Here is a 16,086-nt window from a genome sequence, read left to right as displayed (position 1 = left end):
CCGATTAAGTGATAAAAATCACTTTTCGCTGTAACCGTAATCACCAGTCAAACCTAGCCTGCTAAATACCTTTGTTTCATCACAAAACAAACACTATGCAGTTAGAAAAATTTACCTATGACAACAGAATTGTTCGCAATTTTGGATTGGCTACCCTAATTTGGGGTATCATTGGCATGACCGTTGGCCTTTTAATAGCCATGCAATTATTTAAACCCAGTATGAACCTGGGCAATCAATACACTACATTCGGACGAATTAGGCCCTTGCATACCAATGCGGTTATTTTCGCCTTTGTAGGAAACGCCATTTTTATGGGGGTATATTATTCATTGCAACGTTTGCTAAAAGCAAGGATGTTTAGCGATGTGTTAAGCAAAATTCACTTTTGGGGTTGGCAGCTAATTATTGTTTCGGCTGTAATTACTCTACCACTTGGTTTCACTACATCGCACGAATATGCCGAACTCGAATGGCCAATCGATATTGCCATTACGCTAATATGGGTAGTTTTTGGGATCAATATGTTTGGTACAATTCTTAAAAGAAGAGAGCAGCATTTGTATGTTGCCATCTGGTTTTACATTGCTACGTTTGTAACCATTGCCGTATTGCACATTGTTAATTCGTTCGAACTTCCCATCTCTTTTCTAAAAAGTTATTATATATATGCTGGAGTGCAGGATGCACTGGTGCAATGGTGGTATGGACATAATGCGGTTGCTTTTTTCTTAACCACTCCTTATTTAGGGATGATGTATTACTTCTTGCCTAAAATGGCTAATCGACCAGTTTATTCGTATAAGTTAAGTATTCTTCACTTTTGGTCGCTCATTTTTATCTACATCTGGGCGGGCCCACATCATTTATTATACAGTTCTTTACCAGGCTGGGCCCAATCGTTAGGAGTGGCTTTCTCCATTATGCTTATTGCTCCGAGTTGGGGTGGGATGATTAATGGTTTGCTAACCTTGAGGGGCGCTTGGGATAAAGTTCGTGAAGATGTAACCTTAAAGTTTATGGTGGTGGCCTTAACCGCTTATGGCATGGCTACGTTTGAGGGACCACTTTTATCGCTAAAACAAATTAATGGAGTAGCTCATTTTACCGATTGGATTGTTGCTCACGTACACGTTGGGGCATTGGGCTGGAATGGCTTTTTAACTTTCGGTATTATGTACTGGTTAATTCCTCGAATCTATAAAACCGAATTGTACTCTAAAAAGATGGCTTCTTTTCATTTCTGGATAGGAACGCTGGGGATTATTTTTTATGCCGTACCCATGTACTGGGCTGGATTTACACAAGGTTTAATGTGGAAAGAGTTTACGCCAGAAGGACTGCTAAAATACCCAAATTTTTTAACCACAACTTTGCAAATTATTCCAATGCATGTGCTAAGGTCTATTGGTGGAGCTTTGTATTTAACAGGTGTAATTGTAATGGCGGTTAACCTTGGTAAAACCATGTTAAAGGCGAAATTAGTGGCTAACGAGCCCGCCGAGGCCATGCCTTTAGCAAAAAATGCTACGATAGATCCGTCCGATAAAAAGTGGCATCGTGCATTAGAACGTAAACCGATAAAGTTTATGGTATTGGCCTTAATTGTTATCTTAATTGGAGGGATGGTAGAGATGATGCCTACGTTTACCATTCAATCGAATATACCAACAATAGCGAGTGTAAAACCGTATTCGCCACTCGAATTGCAAGGTAGAGACTTGTACATCCGCGAAGGATGTGTAAACTGCCACTCCCAAACCGTGCGCCCGTTCCGTTCCGAAACCGAGCGATATGGAGATTACAGCAAGGCGGGTGAATTTGTGTACGACCATCCATTTTTATGGGGAAGTAAACGAACCGGTCCAGATTTACATCGTATAGGTGGTAAATACACCAATGCTTGGCACTTTAACCACCTGTTAGATCCTACTTCAATGTCGCCCGGTAGTATTATGCCTTCATACCCATGGCTCATTAAACAACAACTAGATATTGCAACTACAGCAAGTAAAATACGGGCCATGCAAAGCCTCGGCGTACCTTATGGAAGTGATTACGATAAAGAAGCAAACACTGAGCTTAAGGTACAAGCAGATAGTATTGCCAAAGATTTAAGAAAAAATAACATTAAGGTTAAAAGCGATCGAGAGATCATCGCAATAATTGCCTATTTGCAACGCTTAGGTACCGATATTAAAGCAAATAAATTAACTATTCCATCAAATCAATAATCATGTTCAAACAAATTAAAGATCTAGCTGGTGGCGAATATTACCTCATCGCCTCGCTACTTATATTCATGGTGTTTTTTATTCTAGTAGGGGCGTACCTGTTAATGTTAAATAAAAATTACATCAACCAAATGAGCCAAATGCCGATTAACGAACCTCAACTTAACGAAAATGAAAATCATTAGTGTATTACTTGCCAATGCAACACCTTTACCCGGTGATGGTTTTAGCTTAACGGTTACCGAAGTCTTAATTATTGCCTTGCTAATTTTTGCAGCGGTTCTTCTTTTCGTAACCATCATTTTATTTAATGCATTTAAGGTTACGCTGAGAGAGCGGAATAATTTAAAGCCTTATCAGAAATATGAAGATCCAGCACCTTTGAATTACGAAGACTGGTTAAAACAGAAGAAAGGTAAGCCGAGCATATGGGTTAAATTATTAAGTCTTAAACCCATAGAAAAGGAAGAAGAACTGATTATTCCACATGCCTATGATGGGATACACGAGCTTAATAATCCTGTCCCTACTTGGTTTAATGTGCTTTTCTATGGAACCATGATTTTTGCGGCTGGATACCTTTATTACTATCACATTGGTGAATATGGACCAAAACAAGATCAGGAATACGAAAATGAAATGGCGAAGGCCATAACCGATAAAATAGCCTTTCTGGCTAAATCTGGAGAAAAGTACGACGAAAATTCAGTTAAAATTGATCCAGCCTTAGTTGTAAATGGGAAACAAGTGTTTGCTAATAATTGCAAGGCTTGTCATGGCGAACATGGTGAAGGTATTATTGGGCCTAATCTTACCGATGCCTATTGGTTACACGGAGGGAGCATTAACGAAATCTTTAAAACCATTAAATACGGTGTTCCTGCAAAAGGGATGGTAAGTTGGGAGAAAAATTTAAGTGCCAAAAACATTGCCGAGCTGAGCAATTATATTTTAACCTTAAAAGGAACTAACCCCATTAATGCTAAAGCACCACAAGGAGATTTATATAAGGAAGAAAGTGTGAAGGATACTGTTGAAAATGGAAATAACACAAAAAAATAAAAAGGGTCGCAATTTTTTGTACCCAAAGAAACCTTCGGGAAAATTGTATACCTACCGTAAGTGGGTAAGCTATTTTTTACTCCTGTTTTTGTTTGGCTGCCCATTTGTAAAGCTTAATGGCGAACAGTTGGTGCTTCTTAATTTTATAGAGCGAAAATTTGTATTCTTTGGGCTAATTTTTACACCGCAAGATTTTTATTTATTCGCTTTAGCCATGATGATTTTTATCATTTTCATTGTGTGTTTTACAGTGGTTTTGGGAAGATTATGGTGCGGCTGGGCTTGTCCACAAACCATATTTATGGAGATGGTTTTTAGACGCATAGAATATTGGATAGAGGGAGATGCCAACAAACAGAAAAAACTCGACGCACAAGCATGGAATACTGAAAAAGTTGTTAAAAAAGGGAGTAAACACCTTATTTTCTTGATTATTTCATTTGCAATTGCGAATACATTTTTAGCCTACATCATCGGATCTGAACAGTTGTACAAAATTATAACCGAACCTGTTGCATTGCACCTTTCTGGCTTTTTTTCCATTTGCTTATTTACACTTATATTTTACGGAGTGTTTGCCTATGTAAGAGAAGTAGTGTGTACAGTGATTTGTCCGTACGGACGTTTGCAGGGTGTGTTGCTCGATAACCAGAGTTTAATTGTGGCGTATAACGAAAAGAGAGGAGAGCCGCGAGGGCATTTACAAAAGAATAATGCCCAAACAAACACAGGCGACTGTATCGATTGTGGTTTATGTGTACAAGTTTGTCCAACAGGAATCGATATTCGACAAGGCACGCAATTAGAATGTGTAAACTGTACCGCCTGTATTGATAGTTGTAACGAAGTAATGATCAAAATAAATAAGCCCGTTAATTTAATAGGTTTTTTTACGCAAGATTTTATTCAACATAAAAAACCATTTAAGCTAAGTTTAAGAGCCTATGGTTACGCAGCTGTGCTGGCTTTGGTGATGATTGTTTTTTCGAGCTTAATTTATAAGCGGCAAGATGTAGAAACTACAGTGTTAAGGGCAAGTGGAACACTATATCAAACCAATACCGATGGCACGATAAGCAATTTATATCATGCAGAACTTATTAACAAAACCAATAAGACGGTTAAGTTTACTTTTAGATCAAAAGACCCGGCCGATCAAATTAAATTTATCCAGCTGCCAAAACACTTACCAAAAGAGGGAAGTACGCAAATCACCTTCTTTTTGTTTAAAGAACCTAAAAACATAAAGGAATACAAATCTGAGGTGTCTTTCGAGGTAGTTTCTGATGGGAAAGTAGTAAGCACTGCCGCTACAACGTTCTTCTCTCAACCTGAATAGACCTAAACACCTAAACAACTAAACATCAAAATATGAACTGGGGAACAAAAATCGTTTTAGGTATGATCGCCTTTATGCTCTTTATCATTGCCATGGTAGTATACATGTTCAGCGTACATGGTAATGATGCGCTGGTAGATGAAGATTATTACGAAAAGGGCATCAATTACGATCAATCCTATAATGCTACCCGAAATATGATGATCGACAAGATGGAGCCTGTAATCACTATTACAAAAAGCCAAATTATCATCAAATTAAAAGATAGTGCCAGTTATGCTTTAAAGTTAGTGCGGCCAGCTACTCAAAAAGATGATATTTTGAAAAAGGGAGTTACTTTAACCGAAAGTCACATCATTTCAATAGACAGGTTAAATAGGGCTGCAGGTTTATGGTATTTAGAATTAAATTGGTCGAGTAACGGTAAAAAATACTTATTTAAAAGTAGCCTAAGCCTATGAGCAATTTGCCTTTAGCTTTTTTATTAGGGTTGTTGGGTAGTTTACATTGTGCTGTAATGTGCGGTCCAATTATGCTTAGTTTACCTCTGCAAAAAACAAACCATCTAAAATCTGCCTTGCAGTTAGTGCTTTATCAATGTGGTCGCATTTTAACCTATACTGTTTTGGGTTTATTTGTTGGTTACCTTGGAAACAGTTTTCGTGTTTTTGCTAACCAAGAAATACTTAGTTTAATTGTAGGCTCTACTTTAGTTGTTTTTACTTTATTACAGTTCAGTGGTAAATATGTAAGTACCTTAAGTGGGTTCCAAATGCACCTCGTTTTGCCAATCAGTAAATTAATGGGGAAATTATACGGCTTACCTTTATGGGGTTTCTTTGCAGGGATATTAAACGGGTTAATTCCCTGTGGGATGGTTTATTTAGCCTTGGCAACTGCATTAAATTCAGTTTCCATAACAGGCGCTGTTACCTTTATGTTGCTTTTTGGTTTAGGCACAACTCCGTTGATGTTAATGATTTCGCTCGGGGGAATTTATTTAAAACGATATATTAAATTTAATACGAATAAACTGGTTCCCTGGTTTATGCTATTTATCGGAACACTGTTTATACTACGTTCTGTGAATTTGGGTGTTCCTTTTTTATCGCCCGATATGGGTTACCATTCTCATGGTAATGTTGAGGTTTGTAAGTAAGCGTGTTTTTTAACATCTAGGTGAAAAAATAACTCTTTAAGGAGTTAACCCGATTCTGACACCAATCAATTTTTAACCTGTTGTTTATCATTTAAATAAGTTTCAATACATGGTACTTTTGGTTAAGAAAATTAATTAAAACATACTATGAAAACACCTTTCCATTTCCAGTCTAGCTGGAACAGCTTCAAAATTGCAAGTTTACTTTTCCTGCTTACCCCACAGGTAATTATGGCACAATCGATCTACAAAGTGGCATCGAATAATAGCACCAAAGTAACTGTAAATGGACAATCTAATGTTCACGATTGGGAAATGACTTCAAAAGATATCGAAAGTCAAGGCGCCTTTAAGTTTAATGCCAAGGATGAACTTATAGGTTTGTCGGCCTTCAATTTTTCGGTGGCAGCAAAATCGTTAAAAAGTGGTAAATCATCAATGGACGAGCGAACTTATAAAAGCATTAAAGCTACAGACTTTCCAAAGATTAGTTACAAACTTACCTCTGCCGAAGTAACTGCCGTGCAGGCCAACAAATATTCGATACAAACAACAGGGATATTAAACATTGCCGGTAAAACACAAACTATTTCTATGAAAGTAATGGCTTTGGTAAATGCCGATAATTCCATCAGTTGCCATGGAACAGAAAAACTAATGTTAACCGACTACGGTATCGAACCTCCAAGTTTTATGTTTGGTGCCATGAAAGTAGGCAACAATTTAGTTATCAAATTCGATTTAGACTACACAAAAACTGTAACCTCAAAATAAACTCACACAAATTAATGATAAGATCATGAACAATAAATTAGCTATGGCCCTTGCGGTATTTTCGCTCGGCTTCATCACCATTACCACACAAGCTCAAGTAAACAACCTGCGCCCTTACGATAAATCAGGCATCAACGTGTTCGAAACACCAAAAGATAGTACCACGGTTTTCGATAAACTTAAGGTTCAATTTGGTGCTGGATTTACTCAATCTTTTCAGAATTTAAAACACGAAAATGCTTCTGGTGGATTATATAAAATTACACCTGGATTTAATACGGCTAACGCCAATTTATTTATGGATGTGCAATTGGCTGAAGGTATTCGTTTAAACTTAACCAGTTATTTATCATCTCGCCACCATAACGAAACTTGGGTTAAAGGCGGTTATATTCAATTCGATCAACTCCCTTTTAAAGGTACATTATGGAAAGACATTATGTCGGTAACCACCATAAAAGTTGGCCACATGGAAGTTAATTATGGCGATCAGCATTTTCGTAGATCAGATGGCGGACAAACCATTTATAATCCCTTTATCGAAAACTACATTATGGACGGTTTTGCTACCGAAATTGGTGGAGAAGTTTTAGTTCAGAAAAGTGGATTATTCGGTATGGTTGGTGTTTCTAACGGGATGATTAAAGGGAATATTGATGAATTGGTTGCAACCGCACAAGATGCAAACATTCATAAATCTCCATATGTTATTCAAGCCGTTGTAGGGTTTTAATACGTACGAATTTTTATCACTTCGCGTCATTGCGAGGCACGAAACAATCTGCTATCAGAAATTAGTAAGGTGATTGCTTCGTGCCTCGCAATCATGCGTATATTACCATCAGTAATCATGATTAATTACATCATACTTGTTATCTTAACATTTACCTTAACAAACTTTTCGACCCCAAAAAGTGCTACTAAATGGGTAATAACCCAAAACAGTAGCCTTACCATACATGGAAGTACGAACGTAAATACATTCTCTTGTGCCATTTTAAACTATCCAAAAACAGATACCATCACTATAAATAGAACCAATGATTTAATGCTGTTAACGGGAGCTTTGAGCCTTAATGTCAATAATTTCGAGTGTAATAATTTAATGATGACTCATCAGTTTCGTAAAACTTTAAAACACGAAGAATTTCCTTTCCTTTACATTACCTTTTTATCATTAAAAGAATTCCCAACTCCAAATCAACGAGTAAATTCAATTAAGGGTTTAGTGGCCATAAAAATTGCTGGGGTAACCAAAAGGTTCGAGATTTGTTATGAATTCGAATCAGTAAATAATTATATACAGTTGCGAGGTCATCAGACGGTTAATTTTTCGGACTTCAAGCTGGTAGCTCCGCAACGAGTTGGGAAGTTAATTAAGGCTAAAGACGAATTAAAAGTGGTTTTCGAACTAAAGATGAAGATGGTGGATTAAAAAAAAAAACAATAAGCCTTTTCTATTGTTTATTAGTTGCTTGCCATTCTGTAAGTATTAACCTCTTAAATTGTGAAAAATTTTTCAAACTTTGCATTGAGCAGGGTTGGGCTAGTTAGCCTGCTTTCTCTATGCGTAATTATTTTCTCTATATCATTTATTAGTATATCAGACGAAACTGTTCGTTATAAAACATTCGATTCTTCCGTTGCAATAACAAATGCTTCTTCGGCTCAAGTACAAAAAACAAACAGCAACATCATTAACTGCGAAGCAAACTTCACCTTCGATGAAGGTAAAGTTATGGATGTCTCTAACTTTCAGTTTCAAGTGCCGTTTAACCAATTTGATATTGCTAATCCAAACATTGAATCTGCAATACATACTGTATTCAAACTTAATCAAGTAACTCAGGTTTCCTTTGTCCAAGAAAAGGTTATGGTATTGCCTACCATGAAAATGATTCATGTAATTGGTTTGCTTACCATGGCTAATGTAGAGCATTCTCTTGCATTTCAATTTACGTATGTTATAAACAAGGATAAGTCAATCTCGATTAACGGAGAACAAACCATTGATTTAGCCGAGTTTGGTTTAAAAATACCCGATGCTTTGAAAAACGTTGTCGATAACAGCATAAAAATAAAATTAAACCTTAAAATGATAGATGAAGAATTGATTGTGCCAAGATCAAAATTTGCAATTAATTATGAATAGTTCAACTGTTAAAAAAGTGATTTTAATCATTTTTTTATGAAATAGCGGTCATAAACGCCATTGTTGTATATGTTTAACTTTAGGCTAATAAATTTTAACCTACTTTATGAAAAATGTATCAACTTTCTCGGTAACCAGATCCTTTCTGATCACCGCCTTTGCCCTTGGTGGATTTATTTTCTCTATTGCATTTATTGGCACCAGTAAAGAAACTCATCTTTTTAAAAGTATCGACTCGCATATTTCACTGGCCAACCCACAGTTTTTCGATACAAAAATGGTAGCCAATGTATTTAATTGCACTGCAACTTTAATAATGGAGGAGGGTAACCTTGTAGATATTACAAAATTCCAATTTAACATTCCCGTTGAAGAATTTAACAGTGATAATCAGGTATTTCAGTCAGAAATTCTCGGGCTATTTAAAACCAGCAATACAAATACTGTTAGTTTTGACCAACAAAAAGTGATGGTACTACCGGTAATGAAAATGATTCATATCGTTGGCGAACTCAACATTGGGAATGTGAAAAGACCGGTTTCGTTTCAATTAGCCTATACCATAAGTCCCGATCAATCGATAAGTATAAAAGGTAAACAAACTATCTTTTTACACGAATTTGGTATTATTTTGCCTGCTGATTTGCAAAACGAAAGTAAAGACGAGTTAATTCTTGAAGTGGACATTAAGATGGTAGACTCTAAATTATTAGGCCCAAAATCTAACTTTTTGCTTAATTTTTAATTGTCCTTTTACTCATTCAAATATTTCCTTTTATAATCTAACGGCGTCATCCCTGTCACTTTTTTAAAATGCCTATAGAAGTTAGAAACATTATTAAACCCACAGTTAAAGCATATCATTTCTGTAGGTAATTTATTTTCAATTAAAAACCTGCAGGCGTGGCTTACTCGAATTTCTATCAGAAAATCATAGTACGTTTTCTTTGTCATTAACTTAAAATACCTGCAAAATGAAGTAATACTTAAATTACTTAATGAAGCTACTTCCTCTAGAGTAATGTCCTTTTTATAGTTAGATAGGGTATAGGTGCAAATTTTGTTAATACGCAGTGTTTCCGATTCATTTGATTGATAAAATGTACTCTTTGTTGTTATGGTTTCAAATTCGTCTGTTTCGGCCAACGTTTTGAGGATGGTTAACAATATGATAATCCGGTCTAAATTGGTGGCATGCACAGCCGTTTCCATTAATCTTGCTAAAGTATCTTTGGTTTTTCCATGAATAATCATTCCGCTTTTTGCCTTTTCGAACAGCTTAGGAATAAGATAGGCTTCTGGTAAATTTAATAAGTGTTTGCCTAAACAATCGGGTAAAAAATGAATCACCATCGCCTCAACATTTAACTCTGGATTATTCTGAAAATATTCATCTTTACACCGCCAAGTATGCGGTAAATTTTCGCCTAATAACACCATCTCATCCGAAACAAAATTGCTGATGTTATCGCCAATAAAACGAACCCCTTCACCTTTAATATTATAGTGTAATTCTAGCTCGGGATGGTAGTGCCAAACCGTGCCAAAATCGGGCTTAACATCGTGTCGAATACTGAACGAACTTTGAAGCGTAATTGGAACTTTGTGAAAATGAGGTTTCATCTTTGGTTCATCAAAAAAATACAAATAGTTGGTTTTATATCTTTGGCTTATTTTAGCAAATCATAAATCCATAAAGATTAAAGGTAGGAGGTTTTAAGATAATATCCTATATTAATTTGATAAAAAAATAGAATAAATAGTGTTTTTGATTGGTGAGTTTTGTATTAAGCCTATAAGGCAATAACCAAAATATAAACCGACAAACTATTTCTATATGAATTGTTTGTTCATTAATGAATTATGAAACCGGGTGTTAAGGGACAAATTGTATTAGTTTCGAGTGGAGATTTACGTCTTTCAGCAAACCAAAATTGCTGGGCTGCACAACTCCAAATGGAAAGCAATTTAACAACAGCAGTTGAGAAATTTGGCTGGTCTATAAAACGTGCCCATCCCTATAATTCTACGAAAAAACATGGCTTCATCGATTCGCAACGAATGGGTATGGATATCTTTCGTGAAATCGACCCTGATCAGCCTTTAATTGTAGCCGAAAGTGTTTGGCAATATTCTCATCATGTACTTGCTGGATTAACTACACACCGTGGTCCTATTTTAACTGTTGCCAATTGGAGCGGTCAATGGCCAGGCTTGGTAGGTATGCTTAATTTAAATGGTTGCTTAACTAAGGCAGAAATTGCATACAGCACATTATGGAGCGAGAACTTCGACGACGATTTTTTTGTTGATGGCCTGCAAGAATGGTTGTCGACCGGAAAAATCAGCTACGATCAAAGTCACGTTAAAAGTTTCACCTTAAGTAAAATTCCTTTAGCCGACGAAAAGAAAGGCAGGTCTTTTGCTCGTGGCCTAAAAGAACGTAAAGTAATTATGGGCGTATTTGATGAAGGCTGTATGGGAATGTACAATGCCATTATACCGGACGAACTTTTACACAAAACTGGATTTTTTAAGGAAAGGTTAAGTCAATCGGCCCTATATGCTTCCATGCTACAGGTTAGCGATAAAGAAGCAGAAACGGTGCTAAACTGGTTGCTGAAAAAAGGAATGAAGTTTAATTGGGGCAGCAACGAAGAAACAGAATTAACCAAAGAACAAACCTTGCAGCAATGCAAAATGTATATTGCTTCCGTTCGCATAGCGGATGATTTTAGTTGCGATACCATTGGTATTCAATATCAGCAAGGATTAAAAGATTTAACAGTAGCTAGCGATCTTGTAGAAGGTTTATTGAATAACTCCGATCGCCCACCTGTATTTTCTACTTCAGGGAAAGAACTTTACGCCAAAAAAGCATTGCCTCATTTTAATGAAGTCGACGAATGCGCTGGTTTAGATGCCTTAATTACGTATAAGTTATGGAACGAGATGGGCATGACTGGCGAAAATACCTTGCACGATATTAGATGGGGCGAGCATTATAAAGGAGAGGGCATCGACGAGTTTGTTTGGCTTTTTCTAATTTCAGGTGCCGCACCTGCTGCTCATTTTATCGATGGCTATGCTGGGGCAAGTAGCGAAAGGCAGCCGCCCATGTATTTTAGATTAGGTGGGGGTACACTAAAAGGGATAAGTAAGCCAGGTTTTATTGTGTGGAGTAGGGTATATGTTTGCGATAAAGAATTGCATTGCGATTTAGGTGTGGGTGAAGTTGTTGCCTTACCTGCCGAAGAAACCACCAGAAGATGGAATGAAACCACACCGCAATGGCCCATTATGCATGCGGTATTAAAAGGGGTAACACGCGATCAGATGATGGCAAGACATAAAGCGAACCATATACATGTGGTATATGCAAATTACGAGGCCAATGCGCACGAAGCTTGCCGAATTAAAGCGGCGGCAATGGATGAATTGGGTTTAAAAGTACATTTCTGTGGAGAGGTAAACTTAATAAAGAAAAAAACAATTAATTAAAAAGGGAAAATGAGGCTTTCTGCTATACTAGTTTTACTATTAATAAACGTTACAAGTACGTTTGCACAGAACAATGCTGTTTCAGCTAATGAAGCGTATGTTAAAGTAATTACCGAACGGGCCAACAAAATCGTAGCCTCATTAAAAATCGACAATGCCAGCAAAGCTGAAAAAGTTAGTGCTATTGTTAGAGATCAATACAGCAATTTGAATGATGTGTATGCTGCTCGTGATTTAGCTATAAAAGTGATAAAAGAAAAATACACCGAAAAATCAGTTCGTGAGGTTGCTTTAGCCAAAGAAAATGCAAATACAGAAGTTAAAACTGTCAAGTTGCATCATGAATATTTAAGAAAATTGGCTAAGCATTTAAATGCACAGCAAATTGAGGGTATTAAAGATGGTATGACTTATGGCGTTTTACCACTTACTTTCAAGGCCTACCAGGAAGAAATACTTACCCTTACCGATGAACAGAAGAAACAGATTTTAACTTGGCTTACCGAAGCGCGAGAAAAAGCAATGGATGCCGAATCGTCCGATAAAAAACATGCCATGTTCGGGAAGTACAAAGGTAAGATCAATAATTATTTATCAGCCGAAGGTTACGACTTAAAAAAGGAAGGGATAGCATGGCAAAAGAGAATAGAGGCCGCAAAAACCAATCATTAACGTATTAAATCGAATCAAAAACTAACCAAATCATAAATATGAACTCAAAAATTCTACGTAAATTTTCATTGTCCTTGCTGGTACTGCTCCTGTCGGGTACAGTTTTATTTGCTCAAGACCGAAAGGTTACAGGTAAGGTTACCGATGCAATTGGTGACGCTATTCCTGGAGTAAATGTTAGCATTAAGGGGATACCCAGTAACGTAAGTACAAATGCGCAGGGTATATACACCATTCAGGTAAAATCAGACCAAGATGTGCTGGTATTTTCGTACATCGGTTTTGTGCGCCAGCAAATACCGGTAGGTAACCGTGTTAAAATTGATGTTACTTTACTCGCCGATCAAACGGTTCTAGAAGCGGTAGAAATTATTAACGTTGGTTATGGTACCAAGAAAAAAAGTGAGGCATTAGGAGCTTCTGCTACCATAAAGGGCGAAGATTTGATGGATATCCCTGCGCCAAATATTTCTGGAGCTTTGAGAAACAGAATCGCTGGGGTAGGCGTAAGCCAAGTGTCTGGTCGCCCAGGTTCTCCAATTACCTTAAACATTCGAAACTCAACATCATCTGATGTAGTACCGGGGGCTACCGACGAGCCATTATATGTGGTTGATGGAATTACAGTAACCCGAGACGCGTTTGACAATATTGATCCGTCGATGGTTGATGATATTACATTTTTGAAAGATGCTTCCTCGGCCATATATGGAGCTTCTGGTGCAAAAGGTGTTGTTCTAGTTACAACAAAAAAAGGAAAAGTAGGCAAACCGAGCATAACCTATAACGGATATGTAGGGGTTTCTGATGCTGCAAGCAAACCTGAAATGTTATCAGGTTACGAACATGCAAAACTCGTGAACGATGGGATTAGAATTCAAAGCGATGGCACATCGAAACTTTTTTCACAGGCAGATTTAGATTACATCAAAACTTTAAATTATAAAAGTTGGTACGATGAAATATGGCAGCCTGCAACAACACAAAGACATAATATCGGCCTTTCTGGCGGTAGTGAAAAGATCACGTTTTTTGCAGGGGGTAGTTATCAAAGCGAAAATGCCAATTACGCGGGAATGAAATTTGATAAATATAGTTTTAGAAGTGGGTTAGTTGCAACTTTAGCGGCTGGCCTAAAAGCAGATGTAAACTTTAATGTAGATTACGGAACGAGAGAGCAGCACCATAATGCTTCGGATAACGATGCACCTTTCTTTGAACGGATTGTAAGCATCCCGAGATGGGTGCCCATCAGTATCAATGGGAATTTTGTGAACTATAATAATTTAGTAAATCCGCAAGCCCAAGTAGAATCTGGATATTATAATAATCAGAGTAGTAAAGCCTACCGAATTAATACAAGTTTAACCTATGAACCAACATTTTTAAAGGGTTTTTCTGCTAAATTTCAAATTTCGCAATCGAGCGGTGCAACTAAAAGTACGCAATACGTACCTCCGTATAGAATCTTTAACTATGCTAGAACGGGAAATAATAATGAATTGTTTACGGATCAGCTAGTGAATACATCTTCAACTTCTTCGTATAGAGAAGTAACTACAGCGGCTTCAGCAACCATCACGCCAGGTGTATCCGAAAACAACAGTTATCAGGGGTTTATTACCTTGCAATATAATAAAACGTTCGGTAAACATACGGCAGGTTTGCTAGTTGGGGGTGAGCAGAGCGAAGGCAACTCATCGGCCTCAACGGTACGTTATACAAATCAATTAATTCCGGGATTAGATCAATATTGGGCTTTCGATGCTTCTACATTAGCGCGGCAGGATTTTGGAAGGTCAGCTACCTCTAAACGTTCAGGTTTTGGTCGCTTTAATTATGACTTTGATAAGAAATATTTAGTTGAAGTAATTGCTCGTGTTGATGCTTCTTCTCAGTTTGCTACTGGAAATCGCTGGGGTGTTTCACCAAATGCAGGAGTGGGATGGATAATTAGTCAAGAAAATTTCTTTAAAAATGCTAAATCATTAAGCTTTATTAATTTCTTAAAATTGAAACTGAACGTTGGTATTACTGGCGACGATAGGGTGGGAACTCGTTTATGGCAAGATAGATTTCAAATTGATGTAACGAATGGGTACTTGTACGGAAACTCTACACAAAACAGTTTGAATCGCTCGCGTTTGGCTAATCCCGATATTACTTGGGAAAAGAAACGAACCTACAACTTAGGGTTAGAAACGTCAATGTTTAACAACAAACTTGATCTTAGTGTTGAGGTATTTAAAAATTATAACTACGATGCATTCGATTTGGGTGGAAATAACCTATATCCACAGTATTTCGGTACTGCAGCTCCAGTAATCAATTACAGACAAACTTACAATTGGGGATCTGAATTTAGCATTGGCTATAAAGCTAAGCTAGCTACAGATTTAAATCTGAGCGCAAACATTAACTTTTCTTATGGCAATTCAATTGTAGAAAGAGAACTTTATGCGCCGGGCAACCTCTTTAATAATATAGCGAACGATTGGTTAATTAGTTTTGGTACGGATCCGCGTGTTTACAATTCAAGTAATATTGGGTTAAAAAATATCGGAATGTTTAGAACACAGGCACAGGTAGATCAATGGATGGCTAAATATCCTAACTACAGAGTGTATGATCGCGTTCCACAACCTGGATGGTTATATTATGAAGACACCAACGGCGATGGTGTAATTTCAGATAGCGATATGCTACCAATGTTCGATAATACAAGTGCATTCTTTGGGTCGGGAATATCACTAAACTTAACCTACAAGAGCTTTGCATTAAGCACTAATATTAATGCACGATTGGGCGGAAAAGTGTTTTATGATAGCAGAGGAAGAATAGCTCCTTCGGTAACTAGAAACATTCTTACGATTTGGCAAGATCGTTGGACGCCAGAAAATCCAATGGAAGGTAAATTTCCTCGCTTCGACGATCCATCGTTAGTAAGGAACTCTGATTTCTGGGCTGTTGATGGAACCATGGTTCGTATCAATAACATGACCTTGAGCTATAGAATGCCACAGGCATTTGCAGGAAGGTTAGGACTTGGAGGTGCGCGCCTATTATTAACAGGAAATAATCTATGGACTATTGTTAATCCCCTTCCTTACAAAGATCCATATACCTCAAGTGCCTATGATTATCCAATTTTGAGAACAATCTCTTTAGGATTAAGTGTTAACTTATAATTTTA

General features: G+C 37.2%; 15 protein-coding genes. 14 read left to right on the top strand and 1 reads right to left on the bottom strand.

The features are described from left to right. The first annotated feature begins 95 nt into the window (after positions 1-95). The 11 genes from ccoN (at position 96) to WG904_RS11460 (ending at position 9,465) form a co-directional block, all read left to right on the top strand. The gene (gene ccoN / locus WG904_RS11510; protein ID WP_339579466.1) at positions 96-2,234 is read left to right on the top strand and encodes a cytochrome-c oxidase, cbb3-type subunit I; all 2,139 of its coding nucleotides are present in this window, start codon (positions 96-98) and stop codon (positions 2,232-2,234) included. A 2-nt stretch (positions 2,235-2,236) separates the two neighbouring features. Beyond that, a complete protein-coding gene (locus WG904_RS11505) occupies positions 2,237-2,419 on the top strand; it encodes a hypothetical protein (protein ID WP_339579465.1) in 183 nt (60 codons plus the stop codon). Beyond that, positions 2,406-3,296: a cbb3-type cytochrome c oxidase N-terminal domain-containing protein gene (locus WG904_RS11500; protein ID WP_339579464.1), complete on the top strand. Its 891-nt coding sequence runs from the start codon at positions 2,406-2,408 to the stop codon at positions 3,294-3,296. The genes WG904_RS11505 and WG904_RS11500 overlap by 14 nt, the downstream gene beginning before the upstream one ends. Next, positions 3,274-4,635: a cytochrome c oxidase accessory protein CcoG gene (gene ccoG, locus WG904_RS11495; RefSeq protein WP_339579463.1), complete on the top strand. Its 1,362-nt coding sequence runs from the start codon at positions 3,274-3,276 to the stop codon at positions 4,633-4,635. Before WG904_RS11500 ends, ccoG begins: the two co-directional genes overlap by 23 nt. A gap of 32 nt (positions 4,636-4,667) precedes the next feature. Then, positions 4,668-5,096, top strand: coding sequence for a FixH family protein (locus WG904_RS11490; RefSeq protein ID WP_339579462.1), 429 nt, complete (start codon positions 4,668-4,670; stop codon positions 5,094-5,096). Beyond that, positions 5,093-5,794 carry a sulfite exporter TauE/SafE family protein gene (locus WG904_RS11485; protein WP_339579461.1) on the top strand — a complete coding sequence of 234 codons (702 nt, stop codon included), beginning with the start codon at positions 5,093-5,095 and terminating at the stop codon, positions 5,792-5,794. The genes WG904_RS11490 and WG904_RS11485 overlap by 4 nt, the downstream gene beginning before the upstream one ends. Positions 5,795-5,941: 147 nt before the next feature. Continuing rightward, positions 5,942-6,568, top strand: coding sequence for a YceI family protein (locus tag WG904_RS11480; protein WP_339579460.1), 627 nt, complete (start codon positions 5,942-5,944; stop codon positions 6,566-6,568). A 25-nt stretch (positions 6,569-6,593) separates the two neighbouring features. Further along, positions 6,594-7,301 carry a hypothetical protein gene (locus tag WG904_RS11475; RefSeq protein ID WP_339579459.1) on the top strand — a complete coding sequence of 236 codons (708 nt, stop codon included), beginning with the start codon at positions 6,594-6,596 and terminating at the stop codon, positions 7,299-7,301. Positions 7,302-7,418: 117 nt separating this feature from the next. Next, positions 7,419-8,003, top strand: coding sequence for a YceI family protein (locus WG904_RS11470; protein WP_339579458.1), 585 nt, complete (start codon positions 7,419-7,421; stop codon positions 8,001-8,003). Positions 8,004-8,075: 72 nt separating this feature from the next. Continuing rightward, a complete protein-coding gene (locus WG904_RS11465; protein ID WP_339579457.1) occupies positions 8,076-8,720 on the top strand; it encodes a YceI family protein in 645 nt (214 codons plus the stop codon). 106 nt (positions 8,721-8,826) lie between these two features. Further along, entirely contained in the window at positions 8,827-9,465 is a 639-nt protein-coding gene (locus WG904_RS11460; RefSeq protein WP_339579456.1) for a YceI family protein, read from the top strand. 8 nt (positions 9,466-9,473) lie between these two features. On the opposite strand, the gene WG904_RS11455 is transcribed toward WG904_RS11460, so the two are convergent. Continuing rightward, positions 9,474-10,343, bottom strand: coding sequence for an AraC family transcriptional regulator (locus tag WG904_RS11455; RefSeq protein ID WP_339579455.1), 870 nt, complete (start codon positions 10,341-10,343; stop codon positions 9,474-9,476). A gap of 240 nt (positions 10,344-10,583) precedes the next feature. Between WG904_RS11455 and WG904_RS11450 the strand changes: the two genes are divergently transcribed. The 3 genes from WG904_RS11450 to WG904_RS11440 are packed head-to-tail and all read left to right on the top strand — an operon-like array spanning position 10,584 to position 16,081. Continuing rightward, positions 10,584-12,221: a fucose isomerase gene (locus tag WG904_RS11450; RefSeq protein WP_339579454.1), complete on the top strand. Its 1,638-nt coding sequence runs from the start codon at positions 10,584-10,586 to the stop codon at positions 12,219-12,221. Between the two features lie 9 nt (positions 12,222-12,230). Next, positions 12,231-12,893 (top strand): DUF3826 domain-containing protein, encoded by a 663-nt coding sequence (locus WG904_RS11445; protein ID WP_339579453.1) that lies wholly within the window; start codon positions 12,231-12,233, stop codon positions 12,891-12,893. Positions 12,894-12,931: 38 nt separating this feature from the next. After that, the gene (locus WG904_RS11440; protein ID WP_339579452.1) at positions 12,932-16,081 is read left to right on the top strand and encodes a SusC/RagA family TonB-linked outer membrane protein; all 3,150 of its coding nucleotides are present in this window, start codon (positions 12,932-12,934) and stop codon (positions 16,079-16,081) included. Positions 16,082-16,086: the final 5 nt, after the last annotated feature.

This window comes from Pedobacter anseongensis (assembly GCF_037482965.1).
In the GTDB taxonomy this organism is placed as follows: domain Bacteria; phylum Bacteroidota; class Bacteroidia; order Sphingobacteriales; family Sphingobacteriaceae; genus Pedobacter; species Pedobacter anseongensis.
This window is presented reverse-complemented; position numbering and strand designations above follow the sequence as displayed.

What these genes read in the sequence shown, in the direction of transcription:
- ccoN (WP_339579466.1), top strand. Translation starts at nt 96, where the DNA reads ATGCAGTTAGAAAAATTTACCTATGACAACAGAATTGTTCGCAATTTT.
- WG904_RS11505 (WP_339579465.1), top strand. Translation starts at nt 2,237, where the DNA reads ATGTTCAAACAAATTAAAGATCTAGCTGGTGGCGAATATTACCTCATC.
- WG904_RS11500 (WP_339579464.1), top strand. Translation starts at nt 2,406, where the DNA reads ATGAAAATCATTAGTGTATTACTTGCCAATGCAACACCTTTACCCGGT.
- ccoG (WP_339579463.1), top strand. Translation starts at nt 3,274, where the DNA reads ATGGAAATAACACAAAAAAATAAAAAGGGTCGCAATTTTTTGTACCCA.
- WG904_RS11490 (WP_339579462.1), top strand. Translation starts at nt 4,668, where the DNA reads ATGAACTGGGGAACAAAAATCGTTTTAGGTATGATCGCCTTTATGCTC.
- WG904_RS11485 (WP_339579461.1), top strand. Translation starts at nt 5,093, where the DNA reads ATGAGCAATTTGCCTTTAGCTTTTTTATTAGGGTTGTTGGGTAGTTTA.
- WG904_RS11480 (WP_339579460.1), top strand. Translation starts at nt 5,942, where the DNA reads ATGAAAACACCTTTCCATTTCCAGTCTAGCTGGAACAGCTTCAAAATT.
- WG904_RS11475 (WP_339579459.1), top strand. Translation starts at nt 6,594, where the DNA reads ATGAACAATAAATTAGCTATGGCCCTTGCGGTATTTTCGCTCGGCTTC.
- WG904_RS11470 (WP_339579458.1), top strand. Translation starts at nt 7,419, where the DNA reads ATGATTAATTACATCATACTTGTTATCTTAACATTTACCTTAACAAAC.
- WG904_RS11460 (WP_339579456.1), top strand. Translation starts at nt 8,827, where the DNA reads ATGAAAAATGTATCAACTTTCTCGGTAACCAGATCCTTTCTGATCACC.
- WG904_RS11455 (WP_339579455.1), bottom strand. Translation starts at nt 10,343, where the DNA reads ATGAAACCTCATTTTCACAAAGTTCCAATTACGCTTCAAAGTTCGTTC.
- WG904_RS11450 (WP_339579454.1), top strand. Translation starts at nt 10,584, where the DNA reads ATGAAACCGGGTGTTAAGGGACAAATTGTATTAGTTTCGAGTGGAGAT.
- WG904_RS11445 (WP_339579453.1), top strand. Translation starts at nt 12,231, where the DNA reads ATGAGGCTTTCTGCTATACTAGTTTTACTATTAATAAACGTTACAAGT.
- WG904_RS11440 (WP_339579452.1), top strand. Translation starts at nt 12,932, where the DNA reads ATGAACTCAAAAATTCTACGTAAATTTTCATTGTCCTTGCTGGTACTG.